This window comes from Streptomyces sp. R-07 (assembly GCF_049913175.1).
In the GTDB taxonomy this organism is placed as follows: domain Bacteria; phylum Actinomycetota; class Actinomycetes; order Streptomycetales; family Streptomycetaceae; genus Streptomyces.
In genome coordinates this window covers 3,396,420-3,414,335 of record NZ_CP183978.1, presented here as the reverse complement: position 1 = coordinate 3,414,335, position 17,916 = coordinate 3,396,420, and the positions used below count along the sequence as shown (strand labels likewise).

Annotated in this window: 17 protein-coding genes; 9 read left to right on the top strand and 8 right to left on the bottom strand. The window is 71.1% G+C overall.

Features of this window, described 5'->3' with window-relative positions:
- Positions 1 to 110 precede the first annotated feature (110 nt).
- A complete protein-coding gene (locus ACN9M0_RS15405) occupies positions 111 to 2,066 on the top strand; it encodes an APC family permease (protein WP_399698492.1) in 1,956 nt (651 codons plus the stop codon).
- 165 nt (positions 2,067 to 2,231) lie between these two features.
- Here the strand turns inward: ACN9M0_RS15405 and ACN9M0_RS15400 are convergent, their stop codons facing one another.
- A complete protein-coding gene (locus tag ACN9M0_RS15400; RefSeq protein ID WP_366038372.1) occupies positions 2,232 to 2,834 on the bottom strand; it encodes a hypothetical protein in 603 nt (200 codons plus the stop codon).
- A gap of 231 nt (positions 2,835 to 3,065) precedes the next feature.
- On the opposite strand from ACN9M0_RS15400, the gene hemL reads away from it, so the two are divergent.
- The 8 genes from hemL (at position 3,066) to ACN9M0_RS15360 (ending at position 11,442) form a co-directional block, all read left to right on the top strand.
- Entirely contained in the window at positions 3,066 to 4,412 is a 1,347-nt protein-coding gene (hemL, locus tag ACN9M0_RS15395) for a glutamate-1-semialdehyde 2,1-aminomutase (protein WP_399698778.1), read from the top strand.
- Positions 4,409 to 5,110 carry a histidine phosphatase family protein gene (locus ACN9M0_RS15390; protein ID WP_399698495.1) on the top strand — a complete coding sequence of 234 codons (702 nt, stop codon included), beginning with the start codon at positions 4,409 to 4,411 and terminating at the stop codon, positions 5,108 to 5,110. The genes hemL and ACN9M0_RS15390 overlap by 4 nt, the downstream gene beginning before the upstream one ends.
- A 219-nt stretch (positions 5,111 to 5,329) precedes the next feature.
- Positions 5,330 to 6,610, top strand: a complete 1,281-nt coding sequence (locus ACN9M0_RS15385; protein ID WP_366038451.1) for a hypothetical protein — start codon at positions 5,330 to 5,332, stop codon at positions 6,608 to 6,610.
- Positions 6,611 to 6,687: 77 nt separating this feature from the next.
- A complete protein-coding gene (locus ACN9M0_RS15380) occupies positions 6,688 to 7,293 on the top strand; it encodes a TlpA family protein disulfide reductase (protein WP_366038374.1) in 606 nt (201 codons plus the stop codon).
- A 4-nt stretch (positions 7,294 to 7,297) separates the two neighbouring features.
- Positions 7,298 to 8,035: a cytochrome c biogenesis CcdA family protein gene (locus tag ACN9M0_RS15375; RefSeq protein ID WP_399698497.1), complete on the top strand. Its 738-nt coding sequence runs from the start codon at positions 7,298 to 7,300 to the stop codon at positions 8,033 to 8,035.
- A gap of 5 nt (positions 8,036 to 8,040) precedes the next feature.
- On the top strand, positions 8,041 to 9,765 hold the full coding sequence (gene resB / locus ACN9M0_RS15370; RefSeq protein ID WP_426403771.1) for a cytochrome c biogenesis protein ResB: 1,725 nt from the start codon (positions 8,041 to 8,043) through the stop codon (positions 9,763 to 9,765).
- Positions 9,762 to 10,847 carry a c-type cytochrome biogenesis protein CcsB gene (ccsB, locus tag ACN9M0_RS15365; protein WP_366038377.1) on the top strand — a complete coding sequence of 362 codons (1,086 nt, stop codon included), beginning with the start codon at positions 9,762 to 9,764 and terminating at the stop codon, positions 10,845 to 10,847. Before resB ends, ccsB begins: the two co-directional genes overlap by 4 nt.
- A gap of 37 nt (positions 10,848 to 10,884) precedes the next feature.
- Positions 10,885 to 11,442: an SRPBCC domain-containing protein gene (locus ACN9M0_RS15360; RefSeq protein WP_366038378.1), complete on the top strand. Its 558-nt coding sequence runs from the start codon at positions 10,885 to 10,887 to the stop codon at positions 11,440 to 11,442.
- 4 nt (positions 11,443 to 11,446) lie between these two features.
- On the opposite strand, the gene ACN9M0_RS15355 is transcribed toward ACN9M0_RS15360, so the two are convergent.
- The 7 genes from ACN9M0_RS15355 to ACN9M0_RS15325 form a co-directional block, all read right to left on the bottom strand.
- Positions 11,447 to 13,000: a hypothetical protein gene (locus ACN9M0_RS15355; RefSeq protein WP_426403770.1), complete on the bottom strand. Its 1,554-nt coding sequence runs from the start codon at positions 12,998 to 13,000 to the stop codon at positions 11,447 to 11,449.
- Between the two features lie 4 nt (positions 13,001 to 13,004).
- Positions 13,005 to 15,065: a hypothetical protein gene (locus tag ACN9M0_RS15350; RefSeq protein ID WP_366038380.1), complete on the bottom strand. Its 2,061-nt coding sequence runs from the start codon at positions 15,063 to 15,065 to the stop codon at positions 13,005 to 13,007.
- Between the two features lie 89 nt (positions 15,066 to 15,154).
- Positions 15,155 to 16,063 carry an isopenicillin N synthase family dioxygenase gene (locus tag ACN9M0_RS15345; protein WP_399698501.1) on the bottom strand — a complete coding sequence of 303 codons (909 nt, stop codon included), beginning with the start codon at positions 16,061 to 16,063 and terminating at the stop codon, positions 15,155 to 15,157.
- Positions 16,056 to 16,508 carry a nucleoside deaminase gene (locus ACN9M0_RS15340; RefSeq protein WP_366038382.1) on the bottom strand — a complete coding sequence of 151 codons (453 nt, stop codon included), beginning with the start codon at positions 16,506 to 16,508 and terminating at the stop codon, positions 16,056 to 16,058. Before ACN9M0_RS15340 ends, ACN9M0_RS15345 begins: the two co-directional genes overlap by 8 nt.
- Before the next feature lie 31 nt (positions 16,509 to 16,539).
- Positions 16,540 to 16,746, bottom strand: a complete 207-nt coding sequence (locus ACN9M0_RS15335; protein WP_366038383.1) for a GntR family transcriptional regulator — start codon at positions 16,744 to 16,746, stop codon at positions 16,540 to 16,542.
- 7 nt (positions 16,747 to 16,753) lie between these two features.
- Positions 16,754 to 17,374, bottom strand: a complete 621-nt coding sequence (locus tag ACN9M0_RS15330; RefSeq protein ID WP_366038384.1) for a flavodoxin family protein — start codon at positions 17,372 to 17,374, stop codon at positions 16,754 to 16,756.
- Positions 17,375 to 17,444: 70 nt separating this feature from the next.
- A complete protein-coding gene (locus ACN9M0_RS15325) occupies positions 17,445 to 17,828 on the bottom strand; it encodes a hypothetical protein (RefSeq protein WP_399698505.1) in 384 nt (127 codons plus the stop codon).
- Between the last annotated feature and the right edge of the window lie 88 nt (positions 17,829 to 17,916).

Below are 17,916 nucleotides of genomic sequence, written 5' to 3'. Positions count from 1 at the left end.
GCGCTCACGCGTCTGGTCCTTCCTCGTACGGGGATCCCCCAGGGCGTACGGGCTCCCCTCAGGGCGCGGCTTCCGCGCATTACATACCATTCGTCCTAACTTCAGCACTTATGAGAGCTGGAAGTGCGGCGAAACGCCTGCTCGTGGGTCGTCCGTTGGACAGCGGGCGTCTCGGCGAGACCCTGCTGCCCAAGCGCGTCGCTCTCCCGGTCTTCTGCAGCGACCCGCTCTCCTCGGTCGCCTACGCCACCGAGGAGATCCTGCTGATCCTCGCCCTCGGCGGCCTCGCCGTGCTGCATCTGGCCTGGTACGCGGCGGTCGCGATCGTCGTCCTGCTCCTGGTCGTCGTCGCCTCCTACCGGCAGACCTGCTACGCCTACCCGGGCGGCGGCGGGGCCTATGTCGTCTCCGCCGAGAACCTCGGGCGGCGGGCGGCGCTCACCGCCGCCTCCGCGCTGCTCATCGACTACGTGATGACCGTCGCCGTCTCCGTCGTCTCCGGGGTCGCCGCCATCACCTCCGCCGTCCCCTCGCTCGACGGGCACGCCGTGTCCCTGTCGGTGTTCTTCGTCGCGGTGCTCGCCTGGATGAACCTGCGCGGGGTACGGGAGTCGGGGCGCTGGTTCGCCGTCCCCACGTACGCCTTCGTCGGCGTCATCTACCTGATGTTCGCCGTGGCCGCCGTCCGCATGGCGACCGGCGCGACGATCCGCGCCGAGTCCGCCGTCCTGCCCGTGGACAAGGTCTCCACCTACTCGGGACTCGCGCTCGTGCTGCTCGCCCTGCGCGCCTTCGCCTCCGGCTGCACCGCGCTGACCGGCGTCGAGGCCGTCAGCAACGGCGTACCCGCCTTCGCGAAGCCGAAGAGCCGCAACGCGGCCATGACGCTCGCGATCATGGGCGCGCTCTCCGCGACCATGTTCTCCGGGATCACCGTGCTCGCCATGGTCTACGACGTCCATGTCGCGGAGGACCCCACCGAACTCGGGCTCGCCCCCGGCACCCCGATGTCCACCGCCCTCGCACAGATCGGGCGGGCCACCTTCGGCGACTGGCACTTCCTCTTCTACGTGCTCCAGGCCGTCACCGCGAGCGTCCTCGTCCTGGCGGCCAACACCGCCTTCAACGGCTTCCCGATGCTCGCCTCCGTCCTCGGCCGGGACCGCTACGCGCCCCGCCAGCTCTTCCACCGCGGCGACCGGCTCGTCTACTCCAACGGCATCGTCCTCCTCGCGCTCGCCGCCATCGCCCTGATCGTGGCCTTCGACGCGCAGCTGACCCGCCTCATCCAGCTGTACATCATCGGCGTCTTCGTCTCCTTCACCCTTTCCCAGGCGGGGATGGTCAAGCACTGGAGGCGAGAACTCGCCACCCCCGCCGGGGCCGCCGACCGCCACCACATCCGGCGCCGCCTCGTGGTCAACGCCTTCGGCGCCTGCCTGACGGCGGTCGTCCTCGTCATCGTCCTCATCACCAAGTTCACCCACGGCGCCTGGATCGTCGTCATCGCGATGCCGGTGCTCTACGCCGGGATGAAGAGGGTGCGGCGGCACTACGACACCGTCGCCGCCGAGGTGGCCGTCGGCCCCGGGGCGCGGCCCCACACCTTCGCCGAGAACCACGTCCTGGTCCTCGTCGCCTCCGTCAACGCGCCCAGCCTCCGCGCGCTGTCGTACGCCAAGACCCTGCGCCCCGACTCGCTCACCGCCGTCACGGTCGCCGAGGACCCGGCCGAGGCGGAGGTGCTCCGCGCGACCTGGGAGGCCCACCGCATCGACGTACCGCTGAGGGTGCTCAGCTCCCCGTACCGCTCGATCGTCCAGCCCGTCCTGCGGCACGTCCGGGACGCGCCCGAGCGGACGGCGGATTCGGTGATCTCGGTGGTCATCCCCGAGTACGTGGTGGGGCGCTGGTGGGAGCAGTCGCTGCACAACCAGAGCGCGCTGCGTCTCAAGGCGCATCTGCTGTTCATGAAGAACGTCGTCACCATCGACGTGCCGTACCGGCTCGCCTCCGCCCGCGAGCTGGCCGCCGAGCGCGCGCGGGCGGCAGCGGACCAGCCGTGACCGCCGGTCGGGCTCAGGGCCGCACCAGGCTTACAGCCGCAGGGTCACACCAGGCTCACGGCCGCACCAGCCTCACGGCCGCACCAGCCTCACGGCCGCACCAGCCTCACGGCCGCAGGGTCACACCAGGCTCACAGCCGCACCGGCCTCACGGCCACACAACGCTCACGGCCACACCAGGCAGTACGGCTGGTGTCCCGCCTCGTGGAGGCGGACCGAGAAGTCCTGCCATTCGTGGAGGAGCTGGTAGACGTCGAAGGCGTCGCGCGGGCCGCCGCGGTCCGGGACCGTGGACCAGATGAAGGCGGCGGCGCCGACCGACTCCTCGCCGATCCCGCGCAGCGGGTCGACCACGGTCATCGGCAGCTTCACCACCGCGTAGTCGGGGTGCAGCACGACGAGCTCCAGGGGCGGCACCTTGTGCAGGGGCATGCCCTGGATGCCGGTCAGGACCATGGCAGCTATGGTCTCGGGCTTGATCTTGGTGAACATGCCGCCCATGCCGAGCTCGTCCCCGCCGAGCTCCTCGGGGCGCATCGAGATCGGTACCTGGGCCGCCGTCGCGCTGTTCGGCGCGCCGAAGTACTTGTACGTCACCCCCAAGCTCCGGCCCCCGGTCGCAGGTGCCGATTCCGCAGCGGGATCCGGGTTCGGCCGGTTCTCCGCAGCGGTCGGATCCTCCGCACGCCGGCGCCGGTGCCTCCCGCGCCGGGCAGACTCCGGACCCAGGTCGTCCGTCCCCTCGCCCGGTCCGCCACCGCGATGCATATCTCCACCCGACTGCTTTTTCTCGGCAACACGACCCCGCCGCGCGACCCGATCATCGTGTCAGTGACCTCCCCCGCGTTCGTACGGTGAAACACCTGTCCGCAAGAACGCCGTGGCCTCTGACACCATGGATTCCGTGAGCCATCCCTATGACGCCCCAGTTTCGCAGACGCGGACGGGGAGCGCCTCGGCGTAACAGACAGGATGCTCACCGCCGTCCCTCCGTTCCCGATGTCGTGCCCGAAGTCGTTCTCGCAGGTCAGGATCACAGTGCCGTATTCATACGAAGCCCCAGTCTCACAGACGCTTTTCGACCGCGCTTCCCTCGTGACGCCCGGCGGCGTGAACTCACCGGTGCGTGCCTTCCGGGCCGTGGGCGGAACGCCCCGGTTCATGGTGTCCGGTTCCGGTCCGTACCTCACCGACGCGGACGGTCGTGAGTACGTCGACCTGGTCTGCTCGTGGGGACCGATGATCCTCGGCCACGCGCACCCCGAGGTCACCGCCGCCGTGCAGGCCGCCGTGGCCCGCGGCACCTCCTTCGGCACGCCCGGCGAGGGCGAGGTCGCGCTCGGCGAGGAGATCGTCGCGCGGATCGAGCCGGTCGAGCAGGTGCGGCTGGTCTCCTCCGGCACCGAGGCGACGATGTCCGCGATCCGGCTCGCCCGCGGGTTCACCGGGCGCGCCAAGGTCGTCAAGTTCGCGGGCTGCTACCACGGCCACGTGGACGCGTTGCTCGCCGCGGCCGGTTCCGGTCTCGCCACCTTCGGCCTCCCGGACACGCCGGGCGTGACCGGCGCCCAGGCCGGCGACACGATCGTGCTGCCGTACAACGACCTGGACGCGGTGCGGGCCGCCTTCGCCGCGCACCCGGGCGAGATCGCCTGCGTCATCACCGAGGCCTCGCCGGGCAACATGGGCGTCGTCCCGCCGGTGGCCGGCTTCAACCAGGGCCTGGCGGACCTGTGCCGGGAGAACGGCGCGCTGTACATCTCCGACGAGGTGATGACCGGTTTCCGTACCTCTCGGGCCGGCTGGTACGGCGTCGACGGCGTGAAGCCCGACCTGATGACCTTCGGCAAGGTCATGGGCGGCGGCTTCCCGGCGGCGGCGTTCGGTGGCCGCGCCGACGTCATGGGGCACCTGGCGCCGGCCGGGCCGGTCTACCAGGCGGGCACCCTGTCCGGTAACCCGGTCGCGACCGCCGCCGGTCTCGCGCAGCTGCGGCTGCTCGACGAGGCCGCGTACGACAAGGTGAACGCGGTCTCGGAGGAGATCCAGGGCCTGGTCACGGGCGCGCTGGCCAAGGAGGGCGTGGCGCACCGGCTGCAGACCGCCTCCAACATGTTCTCGGTGTTCTTCACCGCCGACGAGGTGCGGAACTACGACGACGCGAAGAAGCAGGAGGCCTTCCGCTTCAACGCCTTCTTCCACTCGATGCTGGCCGACGGCGTGTACCTGCCGCCGTCCGCGTTCGAGTCCTGGTTCGTGTCGACCGCGCACGACGAGCGGGCGATCGAGCGGATCGCCGCCGCCCTGCCGGCCGCGGCCCGCGCCGCCGCGGAGGCGACCGCATGAGCCTCCCGACCGACAAGAAGAGCGACAGCGACATCACCGTCGTCCACCTGATGCGCCACGGCGAGGTCCACAACCCCGACGGCGTGCTGTACGGCCGCCGCGCCGGCTACCACCTGTCCGACCTCGGCCGGCAGATGGCGGACCGGGTCGCCGAGCACCTGGCGGACCGGGACATCACGCATGTCGTCGCCTCCCCGCTGGAGCGGGCGCAGGAGACGGCGATGCCGATCGCCAAGACGCACGGTCTGGATCTGGCCAGTGACGAGCGGCTCATCGAGGCGGCGAACGTCTTCGAGGGCAAGACCTTCGGTGTCGGTGACGGGGCGCTGCGCAAGCCGGCGAACTGGAAGCACCTCACCAACCCCTTCCAGCCGTCCTGGGGCGAGCCGTACGTCGAGCAGGTCGTCCGCATGATGGGCGCGCTGGACGCGGCGAAGGACGCGGCGCGGGGGCACGAGGCGGTCTGCGTCAGCCACCAGCTGCCGATCTGGATCGTCCGCAGCTTCGTGGAGAAGCGGCGGCTCTGGCACGACCCGCGGCGCCGGCAGTGCACGCTGGCCTCGCTGACCTCGTTCACGTACCGCGGCGACAAGATCGTCTCGGTCGGGTACAGCGAGCCGGCCCGGGACCTCGTCCCGGCGCACCTCCTCGCGGGCGCGAAGCCGGTCAAGGGGAAGTCGAAGGCCTTCGGGGCGTAGCTCACAGAACCCTCACCGCGCCGAGCGGGACCTCCTCTGGACAGAGGGGTGCCGAAGGGCCACAGTCAGGGCGGTCGGATGATGTTCATGTCATCCAGCCGCCCTGAAATTTTTGTGCGATTTCCCGGAACCTCCGTGTTCCTCCCGGCATCTCACTCATTGTCGGTTTGGATGACGTTTAGGTCATACGTCAGCGCGAATGGGGATGTCATGCGCGGGATCAGCGGGATCAGTCGAAGGGGGCTGCTCGGGGCAGGCGTTGGGGCTGCGGCGGCGGTGGGACTCGCCGCGTGCAGCACCGACAACAAGGACAAGCCGGGACGTTCCGGACCCGGCAAGGGAGGTGACGTCTCGGCGGACCCGAGCACGCCCACCCCGACCAAGGACGACGCCCGGCTCATCGGCGACGGTTCCACCGCCGACACCGGCAAGCAGCCGCACCAGCCCGACGCCCCCGTCCCGCTCGAACCCGGCCAGACCCCGCCCCAGTTCGTGATCTTCTCCTGGGACGGCGCCGGCGAGGTCGGCAACGGCCTCTTCCCGCGCTTCCTCGAACTCGCCAAGAACAACGACGCGGCGATGACCTTCTTCCTCTCCGGGATCTACCTCCTCCCCGAGTCCAAGAAGGACCTCTACCGCCCGCCGAACAACCGCGTCGGCGCCTCCGACATCGGCTACCTCACCGACGGGCACATCAAGGAGACGCTGAAGTACGTCCGGCAGGCCTGGCTCGAGGGCCACGAGATCGGCACCCACTTCAACGGCCACTTCTGCGGCGGCTCCGGCTCCGTCGGCAACTGGACCCCGGCCCAGTGGCAGAGCGAGATCGACCAGGCGACGAAGTTCGTCACCGAGTGGAAGACCAACAGCGGCTGGACCGACCTCGACCCGCTGCCCTTCGACTACTCCAAGGAGCTCGTCGGCGGCCGCACCCCCTGCCTCCTCGGCCAGGACAACCTGCTCCCCACCGCCAAGCGCCTGGGCTGGCGCTACGACGCCAGCTCGCCCGGCGGCCGGCAGACCTGGCCCGACAAGCGCCAGGGCGTCTGGGACCTGCCGCTGCAGGCCGTGCCCTTCCCCGGGCACTCCTTCGAAGTCCTCTCCATGGACTACAACATGCTCGCCAACCAGTCGAAGAACACGACCAAGGGCATGCCCTCGCGCTATCCCGGCTGGCGCAAGCAGGCGGCCGAGGCGTACCTTTCCGGCTTCACGCGCGCGTACGAGTCGAATCGCGCGCCCTTCTTCATCGGCAACCACTTCGAGCAGTGGAACGGCGGCATCTACATGGACGCCGTCGAAGAGGCGCTCAAGGGAATGGCCGGAAAGCAGGATGTGCGGCTCGTCTCCTTCAAGCAGTTCGTGGACTGGCTCGATGTCCAGGACCCGCGGATCCTGGAGAAGCTGCGCTCGCTGGAAGTCGGGCAGAAGCCCGCAGGTGGCTGGAACGCATTCCTCCGGCCGACCCCCGCCACCCCGCCTGCCACCCCGACCGCTTAGGCGATCTTGACAAGGGGCTTTACGGGCACGTAGGGGGGTGCCCAAGATCCCCCAAACGCCCATGCGAAACTTTTCACATGAGCCTTAGCCGTGCCCCTCGACGCACCCTGCTCGCCGTCGGAGTGCTGACCGCCGCCCTCACGCTCTCGGCCTGCGGCGGCGACAGCAACGGCAAGTCCGGCGGCGGTGGCAACACCAACTTCGTGACCAACACGGGTGGCATCGCCACCGCGGCCAAGGGCGAGCGCGCGGCCACCGGGAAGCTCGCGGGCGAGACCCTCGAAGGCAAGCAGCTCGACGTCGCCGACCTCAAGGGCAAGGTCGTCGTCCTCAACGCCTGGGGCTCCTGGTGCAGCCCCTGCCGCGCCGAGGCCCCCCACTTCGCGAAGGTCGCCAAGGACCTCAAGGGCAAGGGCGTCGAGTTCGTCGGCCTCAACACCCGCGACCCCAACAAGCAGCCCGCGCTCGCGTTCGAAGAGGACTACGGGGTGCCCTACCCCAGCCTCTACGACCCGCAGGGCAAGCTGATCCTCTTCGGCTTCCCCAAGGGCACCCTCAGCCTCCAGGGCATCCCCTCCACCGTCGTCCTCGACAAGGAGGGGAAGATCGCCGCCCGTTCCCTCATGGCGCTCGACGAGGAGAAGCTCCGGTCGATGATCGAGCCGCTCCTCAAGGAGAAGTGAGCCCGTGAACGAGACGGTCACCAGCGGAGCCCTGCTGCTCGCCCTGCCCCTCGCGGTCCTGGGCGGCCTCGTCTCCTTCTTCTCGCCGTGCGTGCTCCCGCTCGTCCCCGGCTACCTCTCGTACGTGACCGGGGTCACCGGCACCGACCTCGCCGAGAGCCGCCGCGGCCGGATGACCGCCGGTGCCGTCCTCTTCGTCCTCGGCTTCACCGCCGTGTTCGTCTCCGGCGGCGCGCTCTTCGGCTACTTCGGGTCGACGCTCCAGGAGTACCGCGAGACGCTCACCACGGCCCTCGGCGTGCTCATGATCCTCATGGGCGTGTTCTTCCTCGGCCTGATGCCCTGGTTCACCCAGCGGGAGTTCCGCTTCCACCGGAAGCCCGTCGCCGGACTCATCGGCGCCCCGCTGCTCGGAGCGCTCTTCGGCATCGGCTGGACCCCGTGCATCGGCCCCACGCTCGCCTCGGTCAACGCCCTCGCCCTGGAGCAGGCCAGCGCCGGCCGCGGGGCGATACTCGCCTTCGCGTACTGTCTCGGCCTCGGCGTCCCGTTCGTGCTCGCCGCCATCGCCTTCCGCAAGGCGCTCGGCGCGTTCGGATGGGTCAAGAAGCACTACGTGTGGGTCATGCGGATCGGCGGCGGCATGATGATCGTCACCGGTGTCCTGCTCCTGACCGGCGCGTGGGACAGCATGGTGGCCACGATGCAAGGCTGGTCCAGCGGTTTCACGGTGGGGATCTGAGTTCCATGAGCAAGACCGATACGAGCGAGACCGATACGGGCGAGCCCGGGCGTACCGCCGACGAAGCGGCCGGGGCCCAGCTGTCGACCGCTCCTCAGGAAGACACCGCCATCGGCGGCCCCACCCTCGGAGTCATCGGCTGGATCCGCTGGTTCTGGCGGCAGCTGACCTCCATGCGGGTCGCGCTGATCCTCCTCTTCATGCTCTCGCTGGGCGCCGTCCCCGGCTCCCTCATCCCGCAGACCAGCGCGGACGAGCTGAAGGTGCAGGCCTTCAAGGACGCCCACAAGACCCTCACCCCGCTGTACGAGAAGCTCCAGTTCTTCGACGTCTACAGCTCGGTGTGGTTCTCCGCGATCTACATCCTGCTGTTCGTCTCCCTCATCGGCTGCATCGTGCCGCGCACCTGGCAGTTCGTCGGCCAGCTCCGCAGCCGGCCGCCGGGCGCCCCCCGGCGCCTCGACCGGCTCCCCGCGTACACCACCTGGCGCACCGAGGCCGAGCCCGAGCAGGTCCGCGAGGCCGCGCTGACCCTCCTGAAGGGCCGCCGCTTCCGCGCCCACCACGCCGGCGGGAACGCCGTCGCCGCGGAGAAGGGCTATCTGCGCGAGGTCGGGAACCTGGCCTTCCACGTCGCCCTGATCGTCATGCTCGTCGCCTTCGCCTGGGGCCAGCTCTTCAAGTCCGAGGGCGGCAAGCTGATCGTCGAGGGCGACGGCTTCTCGAACACGCTCACCCAGTACGACGACTTCAAGTCCGGCTCCCAGTTCGGCACCGACGAGCTGGAGCCGTTCAGCTTCAGGCTGGACTCCTTCAACGGCACGTACGAGAAGAACGGCCCCCAGCGCGGCACCCCGCGCACCTTCGAGGCGGCCGTCACCTACTCGACGGGCGGCGCGGACGAGAAGGCGGTCATCCGGGTCAACGAGCCGCTCGAGGTGGGCGACTCCAAGGTCTATCTGATCGCCCACGGGTACGCGCCCGTCGTCACCGTCAAGGACGGCCGCGGCAAGACCGTCTTCCACGGCGCCGTGCCGCTGCTGCCGATCGACAACAACATCACGTCGACCGGCGCGATCAAGGTCATGGACGGGTACCGCGACAAGAACGGCAAGAAGGAGCAGCTGGGCTTCCAGGCCTTCTTCGTGCCGACCTTCGCGGGCGCCGGCAAGGGAACGATGTTCTCGCAGTTCCCCGCCCTCGACTTCCCGGTCATGGCGCTCACCGGCTTCCACGGCGACCTGCGCGTGAACTCCGGCCTGCCGCAGAACGTGTACCAGCTCGACAAGTCCAAGATGACCCAGTTCACGGACAAGTCCGGCAACAAGCTCGCGCAGCGCATGCTGCCCGGGGAGATCATGACGCTGCCCGACGGCGCCGGCTCGATCACCTTCGAGAAGGACGTCAAGGAATGGGCGAGCTTCCAGATCTCGCAGCAGCCCGGCAACGGGCTCGCCCTCACGGGCGCGATCGCCGCGATCGCCGGCCTGACCGGCTCGCTCTTCATCCAGCGGCGCCGGGTCTGGGTCCGGGCCGTGCGCGGTGAGGACGGCGTGACCGTCGTCGAGATGGCCGGCCTCGGCCGGAGCGAGTCCGCCAAGCTGCCGGAGGAGCTGGGCGACCTCGCGGTCGCGCTCACCTCGGAAGCGCCCCCTGCTGCGGAGGCCGTACCGGAACCCGCGGAAGAACCCGCAGAAGACCCCGCCCCTTCTGGAGAGGCCGACAAGTGATCCTCGCCGCCACGACCAACGAGAGCCTGGCGCAGATGAGCGACCTGCTCGTCTACTCCTCGATGGCCGTCTACACCCTGGCGTTCTTCGCCCACATCGCCGAGTGGGTGTTCGGCAGCCGCAGCAAGGTCGGCCGCACCGCCGCCGCGCTCACGCAGCGGGCCGCGGCCGCCCCGGCCGCCGCCGTGACCGTCCAGGTCAAGCAGGCCGGAGGCACCGCCGTCCTCGACAAGCCGAAGGTCGTCACGCGCTCCGCGGCCGGCACCCGTGACGTGCCGGACGGTCCCGGCGCGGCCGGCGGCACCGTCAAGGGCGATCTGTACGGTCGCATCGCCATCTCCCTCACCGTCCTCGCCTTCGCGGTCGAGGCGGCGGGCGTGGTCACCCGTGCGCTCTCCGTGCAGCGGGCCCCCTGGGGCAACATGTACGAGTTCTCCACCACCTTCTCCACGGTGGCGGTCGGCGCGTACCTCGGCTTCCTCCTCGCGAAGAAGAACATCCGCTGGATCGGTCTCCCCCTGGTGACCACCGTCCTGCTCGACCTGGGCATGGCCACCACCTGGCTGAAGACCCCCAGCGACCAGCTGGTCCCCGCGCTCGACTCGTACTGGCTGTGGATCCACGTCTCCACCGCGATCTTCTGCGGCGCGGTCTTCTACATCGGTGCGGTCGGGACCCTGCTGTACCTCTTCCGCGACTCGTACGAGAACAAGCTCGCGACCGGCGGCAACCCGGGTTCCTTCGCCCGCTCCGTCATGGAGCGGCTGCCCTCGGCGGCCTCGCTCGACAAGTTCTCGTACCGGGTCAACGCGGCCGTCTTCCCGCTCTGGACCTTCACGATCATCGCCGGCGCGATCTGGGCCGGCGACGCGTGGGGCCGCTACTGGGGCTGGGACGCCAAGGAGGTCTGGTCCTTCATCACGTGGGTCGGTTACGCGGCGTACCTGCACGCGCGCGCGACGGCCGGCTGGAAGGGGCGGAAGGCCGCGTACATCGCGCTCATCGCCTTCGCCTGCTTCCTCTTCAACTACTACGGCGTCAACATCTTCGTGAGCAGCAAGCACTCCTACGCCGGCGTCTGAGCTGGCACGCGGCCTGTCCCGGGGTGACGCTGGAGGTATGAGCGAGATCCCCCGGGGCAGGAGCGAGACCCACGACGGCGACGAGCACCTGCTGCGGTTCGTGGTGGACCTTCCGCACCCGTTGCCGATGGTCTGGGCGGCCGTCGCCTCGCCCGAGGGCCTGCCGGCCTGGCTCTGCGAGGCGGACCCGCTGGAGCCGCGGCTCGACGGGCGCGTCACCCTCCGCCGGCTCACTGCACCTGACCAGGGAGCTCCGCTCCCGGGCGCCACGGCGGTATCGGGGCGGGTGACCGCCTGGGACCCCGATGTCGTCGCCGAGTACACGGTCGATCCGCCGCCCGGCCGGATCCGGTTCCATCTGGAACCGGGGCCCGGGGGCGACGGGTCGACCGTGCTGCGTTTCACCACCGAGGTGCGGGGGTCGCGCGAGCAGCGCCTGGACCTTCTCGCCGGGTGGCACGATCACTTCGAGCGGCTTGCCGCGGCGTTGGACGGTCACCCCACGGACTGGCGGGACTGGTCTCCTGAGCGGTGGCGGCACCTGCGGGAGCTGTACGCCCGGGACGAGGAGCCCTGGCCCAAGTGGGTGCCGTAGGCGGTCACCCCCGCTTCGGCGGCAGGCAGGACGACGTCGGCGGTCTGCCCTCCGGCCAGGCGATCTGGACGAAGCGGGGGGAGCCGTCCTGGGCGAGTTCCACGATCGGGACCGCCTTGTTGTACGGGTTCCCGTAGTTGTCCAGGCAGATCCAGCCGCTCGCGCCCTCGACCCTCAGCGAGCCCTTGACCTGCGGCCACTGGGTGGTCACGTCGGCGAGCTGCGGATACTGCTCACCCTGCGGGGTGGCCTGGCGGATCGCGTGGACCGCCGTCGCCATCGCGTCGTACGCGACGATCGCCTGCCCGTCCCCCAGCGTCGGCGGCTTCTTCGCGGCGCGGGCGATGTCCGTCAGGAACGTGGAGTACGCCACCACCGAACCGCCCGTCGCCGGCGTCTGCCGCCCCGGCGTCTGCTTCCACGCGTCGGGGTGGGCGAGCGCGGCGTACCGCACGGTCAGCTTCGCCTTCAGCGCCTTCCGGTCGAGCTGCTTGTCCGCGCCCAGGTAGGAGCCCTCGTCGCCGGTCAGGACGGTGAACGCGCGGTCGGTGCAGCCACGCGTGCCGAGCGCGTTGATGAACTGGCGGAGCTGGGTGTGGCGGCCCGCGAAGAAGACGGTCTCGGCGTGGGTGTCGCAGATCAGATGGGTGATCTGGCGGAAGGTGTTGGCCGTGGTGCCCTCCTCGGTGGGGTCGGCGGGCGAGGTGAAGAGCGCCGGTTCGTGCGGGGCGCCCTCGAGGTTGGCGGTGAACGCGGCCTTGAGCGTGTCGGTGTAGTGGTCTCCGGTCCGGGTGTCCTGGACGAGGAAGGCTTTGGCGGCGTCCACCCGGCCGAAGTGGGAGAGGGCCTTGGCCTCGTCGGTGTTGGTGGGGGAGACGCGGGCGAGCCCGGGGTAGCGGTTGTGGCCGGGGCCGTTGGCGATGTCGTCGGCGGTGATGGTGGTGCCGACGACGGCGATCCCGGCGCCGGTGAGGGCGGCCACCGACTCCCGTACCTCGGTGGAGGAGGTGGCGACGCCGGAGACGGCCCGGAGCCGGTCGGGCGCGCCCGTCATGGTGACGAGCCGGTCGACGGTCTCGCGCCAGTGGGCGTTGCCCTTGCCGGTGTTGGCGAGGACGAGGCGGATCTTCGGGGTCTCGCTGTTGGACTCGTGGTTGGCGCGGTACTGGGCGGCGTACGCGCCCTGGATCTCGTGCAGGACCTTCTCGCGCATGCCGCTGTCGGTGGAGGTCAGCGGCAGGAGGACGGCGACGGTCGCGTACTCGCCGGCCTTCAGGGTGGCGTTCTCGCGGCCGATGGCGCCGGCGATCTCGGCGAGGGCGGGGACGCCGAAGGCGTGGCCGTCGCCGTTGACGCCGACGCACTCGGAGCTGCCGGCCGGGCGGGCCACGCCGGGGGCGCAGGAACGGTCCTCCGGGGTGGTGAGCCGGGAGATGCCGTAGCCGCCGAGGCCGAGGACGACGGCGGCCGTGACGACCGAGGCGACGAGCTTCTGGCGGGGCGTGCGGACGCGCCGGCGCAGCCGGATGGTGAGGTGGTCCGTACGGCGGTCGGGCATGGCGTCAGACTCCGTTCTCATGGCCCGGCGGCAGCGAGAGCTCCCGCCAGGCACGGATGTCGCGCGGCCAGTGGCCTGCCGCGTCCCAGAGCGAACCGCTGCCCGTCAGATGGCGGCCGGAGAGCCGGCGCAGCTCGTGCGCGAGCCGGTCGGCGACCTCGTCGTCGGGCAGGGCGAGCGGATCGGTGAGCAGCCACACGGAGTGCAGCAGCCGCCGTACGGACAGGTGGAGTTCGAGGGTGTCGGGGTCGAGGCCCTCGGGCAGGGTGCCGGCCGGTTCCTGGCCGAGGGCGACCGCCCGGCGCGGGTCGGGGCCCGGCCGGTGCCGCTCGCGCGGGTACGGTGCGGCGGCGATGAACCGCAGCCGGCCGAGCCAGCCGAGGACGTCCTGCTCGTGGAAGGTCTCCCGCAGGTGCGTGACGGCCTCCTCGGCGCGGCCGAGGGCGAGGCCGTGATGGAGGCGGTACGGGCCGGGGCCCGGCCCGTAGTGCCGGTACAGGGTCTCGTGGACCGCGTGCCAGGCGGCGTACCGCGGGTGGTCGCCGTCCTCGAAGCGGAGCCGGTGGAGGAGCAGCGCGCGCAGCAGCGGGTCGGCGACGAAGTGGCCGGGGCCCTCGCCCCAGTCCTCGGCGCGCAGCTGGTCGCGGACCCGCAGCGCCACGTCGCCGTCCAGGGACTCGCCCTGGAGCCGGGCGTGGGCGAGCATCCGGGCGGACTCCTCGTCGTGGGTCGCGGCGAGCACGGCGTACGGCCCCGGCCGGCGCACCGGCAGGAGTGCGGCGAGGAGCGTGGGGGCGACGGGCACCGGCGGGGTGTCCTCGCGCAGCTCCACCGTCAGGTCGAGGAGCCCGCCGGGGGTGAGGCCGGCCCGCAGCTCGGCGGGGGTCTCGCCGGCGGCCCGCCCGAGGAGGGTGACGCCGAGGGGCCGGCCGCCGGTCAGCCGGTGGACGGCGCGGGCGAGTTCGGCGGGGGTGCGGCCCGCCGGGTCGTGGTGGTCGAAGGCGGACCGGGTCTGCGCGGGGGAGAGCGGGGTCAGTTCGACGGCGAGGATGCCGGAGCCGACGCTCGTCCCGCGCGGGCAGGGCGCCCGGTGCGCGGTCTCCGGAAGGCGCGTGCGGGTGGCGTGCCGCAGTCCCTCGTGCTCGCGGACCCGGGAGGTGGCGAGGACGACGACCCGGTCGCGGCGGCCTTCGGCGCGGGTGCGCAGGATGGGTTCGACGAGCTGTCGGCCGAGCGGTTCGTGGGCGTTGTCGAGGAGGAGTACGGGCCGGCCGATGCGGGCGCCGCGCTGGAGCCCGGTGTAGGCGTGCCGCAGGTCCTCGGTGAGGGCGCCGACGAGGAAGTCCTCGGCCTCGCGGCGGCGCCTGCCGTCCTGCTCGAAGTCGATGGCGAGCTGCTGGAGGCCGGCCTTGCCGCGTCCGCCGGCGTTGCGGTAGCTGCCGTACCAGCTCTCGGAGGCGCGCTGGAGGCGGCCGAAGACCTCTTCCAGGACGGTCTCCACGGTCGCCTCGGCGAGCAGTCCGGCCAGTGGGACGGCGGCGTCGGCGAAGGTGGCGGCGAGCTTGGCGAGGACCTTGCCGACCCAGTTTCCGGCGGCGCCCCTGGTCGCGTCGACGGTCGCGAGGAGCGGCCCGAGGCGCTGGAGGTCGCGGCGGGCCCGCTCGTCGTCCTCCTGGGACCAGGCGAGCGAGGCGACGGCGACCAGACCGAGCGAGAGCCGGGGGAACCGTACGGGCCGGGCGCCGAGCACCTTCGGTGACAGCTGCACGGCCAGCTCGGAGAGGGCGCCGGTGACCGGGGTCCAGCCGGGGCCGTGGTCGGCGGGCGGCTCGACGTGGGAGCAGTCGAGGAGGGCGAGCGGGGTGTAGCCCTTGTAGCGGTTGCGGATCTCCTTGAGCAGGGCGGTCTTGCCCATGCCGCGTCCGCCGGTGAAGACGGTGACCGGCGGGTCGTCGCCGTGCTCGTACGCGACGCGCGCGGCCCCCTGCCGGGCGAGCCCGACGAGCCGTGCGGCGAGCCCGCCCTCGTCCAGGACCGCCTCGCGGCCGTACAGCTCCCTGTTCACGCTCTGCCACCCCCGTCACAGTCAACTCAAGGATATCGACGGTGTGTTGGTAAAGCGGCAGCCTTTTCGACTCTGTTGTGCACCTGTTCTCAGTCCGTGGCGATGGCGTCCAGCTGGGCCCGCAGATAGCCGTGCGACTCGATGCCGTGGATCGTGGTCCCGGGCGTGCACTCGTAGAAGTACACCAGCGACATCAGCTCCTCGGCGGGTGCGTCGGCAGGCGGCGGCAGCACGCGATGCCGTCCCGACCGCCACCGCCCGCCGGTCCAACCGGCCATCAGGTCACCGATGTTGACGGTGAACGCGGCCGGGTCGTAGGGAGCGTCCTGCCAGCCGCCGGCGTCGGTGAACACCTGGAGCCCGCCCTTGCCCGCCTCCCGGTCCAGGACGGTGACCGTGCCGAAGTCCGTGTGCGGGCCGATGCGGAACTGGCCCGGCTCGGGGTCGCCGGTGCGCTCCCGCCCCGGGTACCAGTTGATGTTGAACCCGAAGGTGGGGTGCCCGGTGTGCCGGGTGAAGAAGTCCCGCTCCTCGCCGAGCGCCTCGCCGAGCAGGTCGAGGACCCGGTCCGAGAGCGCCTTCATCTCCGCGAGGTACGTCTCCACCAGCGGCCGCAGCTCCGGGACCTCGGCGGGCCAGGTGTTCGGCAGGAACCACTCGGCGTCCACGGCCGGGTCCCCGGTCGGCTCCTCCGCCGCGAAGGACAGCGACTCCTTCAGGTCGGGCGGGGTCGCCGTGCCCTCCGCGTACCCGTTGGCCTCCGCCCCCGGCCCGAGCCACCCCCGCCCGCCGACCCGCACGGCGTACGGCTCCTTGACGTCGGGCGGGAGGTGGAAGAAGGTGCGGGCCGTCCCGCGGATGGCGGCCCGCAGGCCGGCGTCCACCCCGTGTCCGGTCACGAGCAGGAACCCGGCCTCGCGCAGGGCGCGGTCGACGGCGGGCAGTTGGGGTGCCGGGTCGCGGGTCAGGTCGATCGTCGGAAGCGCGGCTTCACTCATCGCCGATGTCCTCGTTCCACAGGGCGGGGTCGGCGGCGATGAACTCCCGCATCAGGGCGACACATGCGGGATCGTCGAGCACGACGACCTCGACCCCGTGCTCGGCGAGCCAGTCGTGCCCGCCGTGGAAGGTCTCCGCCTCGCCGACCACCACCCGCGAGATCCCGAACTGCCGCACGAGCCCGGAGCAGTACCAGCAGGGCGAGAGCGTGGTGACCATGGTCGTCCCCCGGTACGAGCGCTGCCGCCCGGCGGCCCGGAAGGCGGCGGTCTCGGCGTGCATGGCCGGGTCCCCGTCCTGCACCCGTCGATTGCGCCCCCGCCCGAGCAGGGTCCCGTCGGCGCCGTAGAGCGCGGCCCCGATGGGAATCCCGCCTTCGGCCAGCCCGGCCCGGGCCTCGCCGAGGGCGGTGGCGAGCCACCGGCGTGCTTGTTCCTGGTCCATGCGGGGAGCTTTCCCCGCCGGACCCCGGCCGTCACACCTGGTGGTCGTCCGGCAGTGGATCGGCGACGAACGTGCCCTTGCCGTGAACGGTGAGGATCAGGCCCCGCTCGCGCAGGACTCCGGCTGCGCGCCGGACTGTCAGGTACGCGACTCCGTACTCCTTGGCGAGGTCCCGTTCGGCGGGCAGGCGGGCGCCTGCGGCCAGCTCTCCGGCCGCGATACGGGCGGCGATATGCACGGCAAGCTCATGCGACGGTGGCGGCCGTCTCCTCGTAAGGGAAGCGGGCCAGTGGGGTCTCGCGCTGGAAGAAGGTCTTGGCGCGGAGCATCGCCTGTTCGTCGGCCCGCACCCGGCCCGGGCGGGAGCCCGTGCCCGTCAGGACGCCGCCGAAGCGCATTCGCAGGTAGGCCGCCGAATGGTTCAGGGCGGTCACCAGGCCGTCCGCGACCTCGTGCTCGCCGTGCGCCAGGGCCGTCACTCCCCACAACGTGCCGCCCGCCATCCGCTCCTTGAAGTCCGAGCCGGGCACGTTCAGCCAGCCCGACCAGTAGTCGAGGTAGCGCTTGGTCTGCGCGGAGAGGGTGTACCAGTACAGGGGCGAGGCGATGACGATGTCCGTGGCCTCCACCGTGGCCCGGCGGAGTAGTTCCTCGGTCTCGCCGGCCCGCCGGTCGGCGCTCTCGTGCCGGCCGTCCTGGAAGTCGGGCAGGGGCAGCTCGTTCAGGTCCACCCAGCGCTGCGGGACGTCGGCGGGCAGTTGCGCGGCGGCTGCGCGGGCCAGGATCTCGGTGTTGCCGTCGGAGCGCGAGCTGCCGAGGACGAAGAGGAACGAGCGGTCCGGGCCGTGCGTGGCGTCCAGGGTCATGTCTGCTCTCCGGTGTCGCGGGTATCCGGTGCCAACTCCGCCTCCCCCGAAGGTATTCCGGCGTCGTTCGTCACAGGACGGGCAGGCCGTAGAAAACGAGGCCGATCGCCAGGGGAACGCCCAGCGCGGCGATCACCCCCAGGGCGCCCGGCCGTGTGTCGGGGTCCACGAACGCGGCCGTCTGCAGCATCAGCGCCGCGGGGGCGAACAGGAAGATCGCCAGGATGGCCCCCACCACCGCCCAGGTCAGCAGCCCGGTCCCGATGATGAGGCATGCCCAGGCGAAGAACTGCGGCTCGCGCCGCAGGAAGAGGGGGATGGCCACCGGCATGGCGGTCAGGAGGAATATCCCCCCGAGCATGCTCGGCAGACCTATCGCCAATGCGGGCAGCAGCGATACGACCGCGGCTACCGCGAGCACGGACTGCCCTGTCCGGACCAGTTGACTCTCCATGCCTACCCCCGTGATTGAACGCGTTCAATTTGAACGCGTTCAATGTAGCGGTCCCCTCGATGCCTGCCAAGTGGGGCACCGCCTCATC

Coding starts and splice junctions, on each gene's coding strand:
- ACN9M0_RS15340 (WP_366038382.1), bottom strand. CDS start 16,508: ATGGACCAGGAACAAGCACGCCGGTGGCTCGCCACCGCCCTCGGCGAG.
- ACN9M0_RS15400 (WP_366038372.1), bottom strand. CDS start 2,834: ATGCATCGCGGTGGCGGACCGGGCGAGGGGACGGACGACCTGGGTCCG.
- ACN9M0_RS15390 (WP_399698495.1), top strand. CDS start 4,409: ATGAGCCTCCCGACCGACAAGAAGAGCGACAGCGACATCACCGTCGTC.
- ACN9M0_RS15325 (WP_399698505.1), bottom strand. CDS start 17,828: ATGGAGAGTCAACTGGTCCGGACAGGGCAGTCCGTGCTCGCGGTAGCC.
- ACN9M0_RS15345 (WP_399698501.1), bottom strand. CDS start 16,063: ATGAGTGAAGCCGCGCTTCCGACGATCGACCTGACCCGCGACCCGGCA.
- ACN9M0_RS15380 (WP_366038374.1), top strand. CDS start 6,688: ATGAGCCTTAGCCGTGCCCCTCGACGCACCCTGCTCGCCGTCGGAGTG.
- ACN9M0_RS15330 (WP_366038384.1), bottom strand. CDS start 17,374: ATGACCCTGGACGCCACGCACGGCCCGGACCGCTCGTTCCTCTTCGTC.
- ACN9M0_RS15355 (WP_426403770.1), bottom strand. CDS start 13,000: ATGCCCGACCGCCGTACGGACCACCTCACCATCCGGCTGCGCCGGCGC.
- hemL (WP_399698778.1), top strand. CDS start 3,066: ATGTCGTGCCCGAAGTCGTTCTCGCAGGTCAGGATCACAGTGCCGTAT.
- ACN9M0_RS15405 (WP_399698492.1), top strand. CDS start 111: ATGAGAGCTGGAAGTGCGGCGAAACGCCTGCTCGTGGGTCGTCCGTTG.
- resB (WP_426403771.1), top strand. CDS start 8,041: ATGAGCAAGACCGATACGAGCGAGACCGATACGGGCGAGCCCGGGCGT.
- ACN9M0_RS15360 (WP_366038378.1), top strand. CDS start 10,885: ATGAGCGAGATCCCCCGGGGCAGGAGCGAGACCCACGACGGCGACGAG.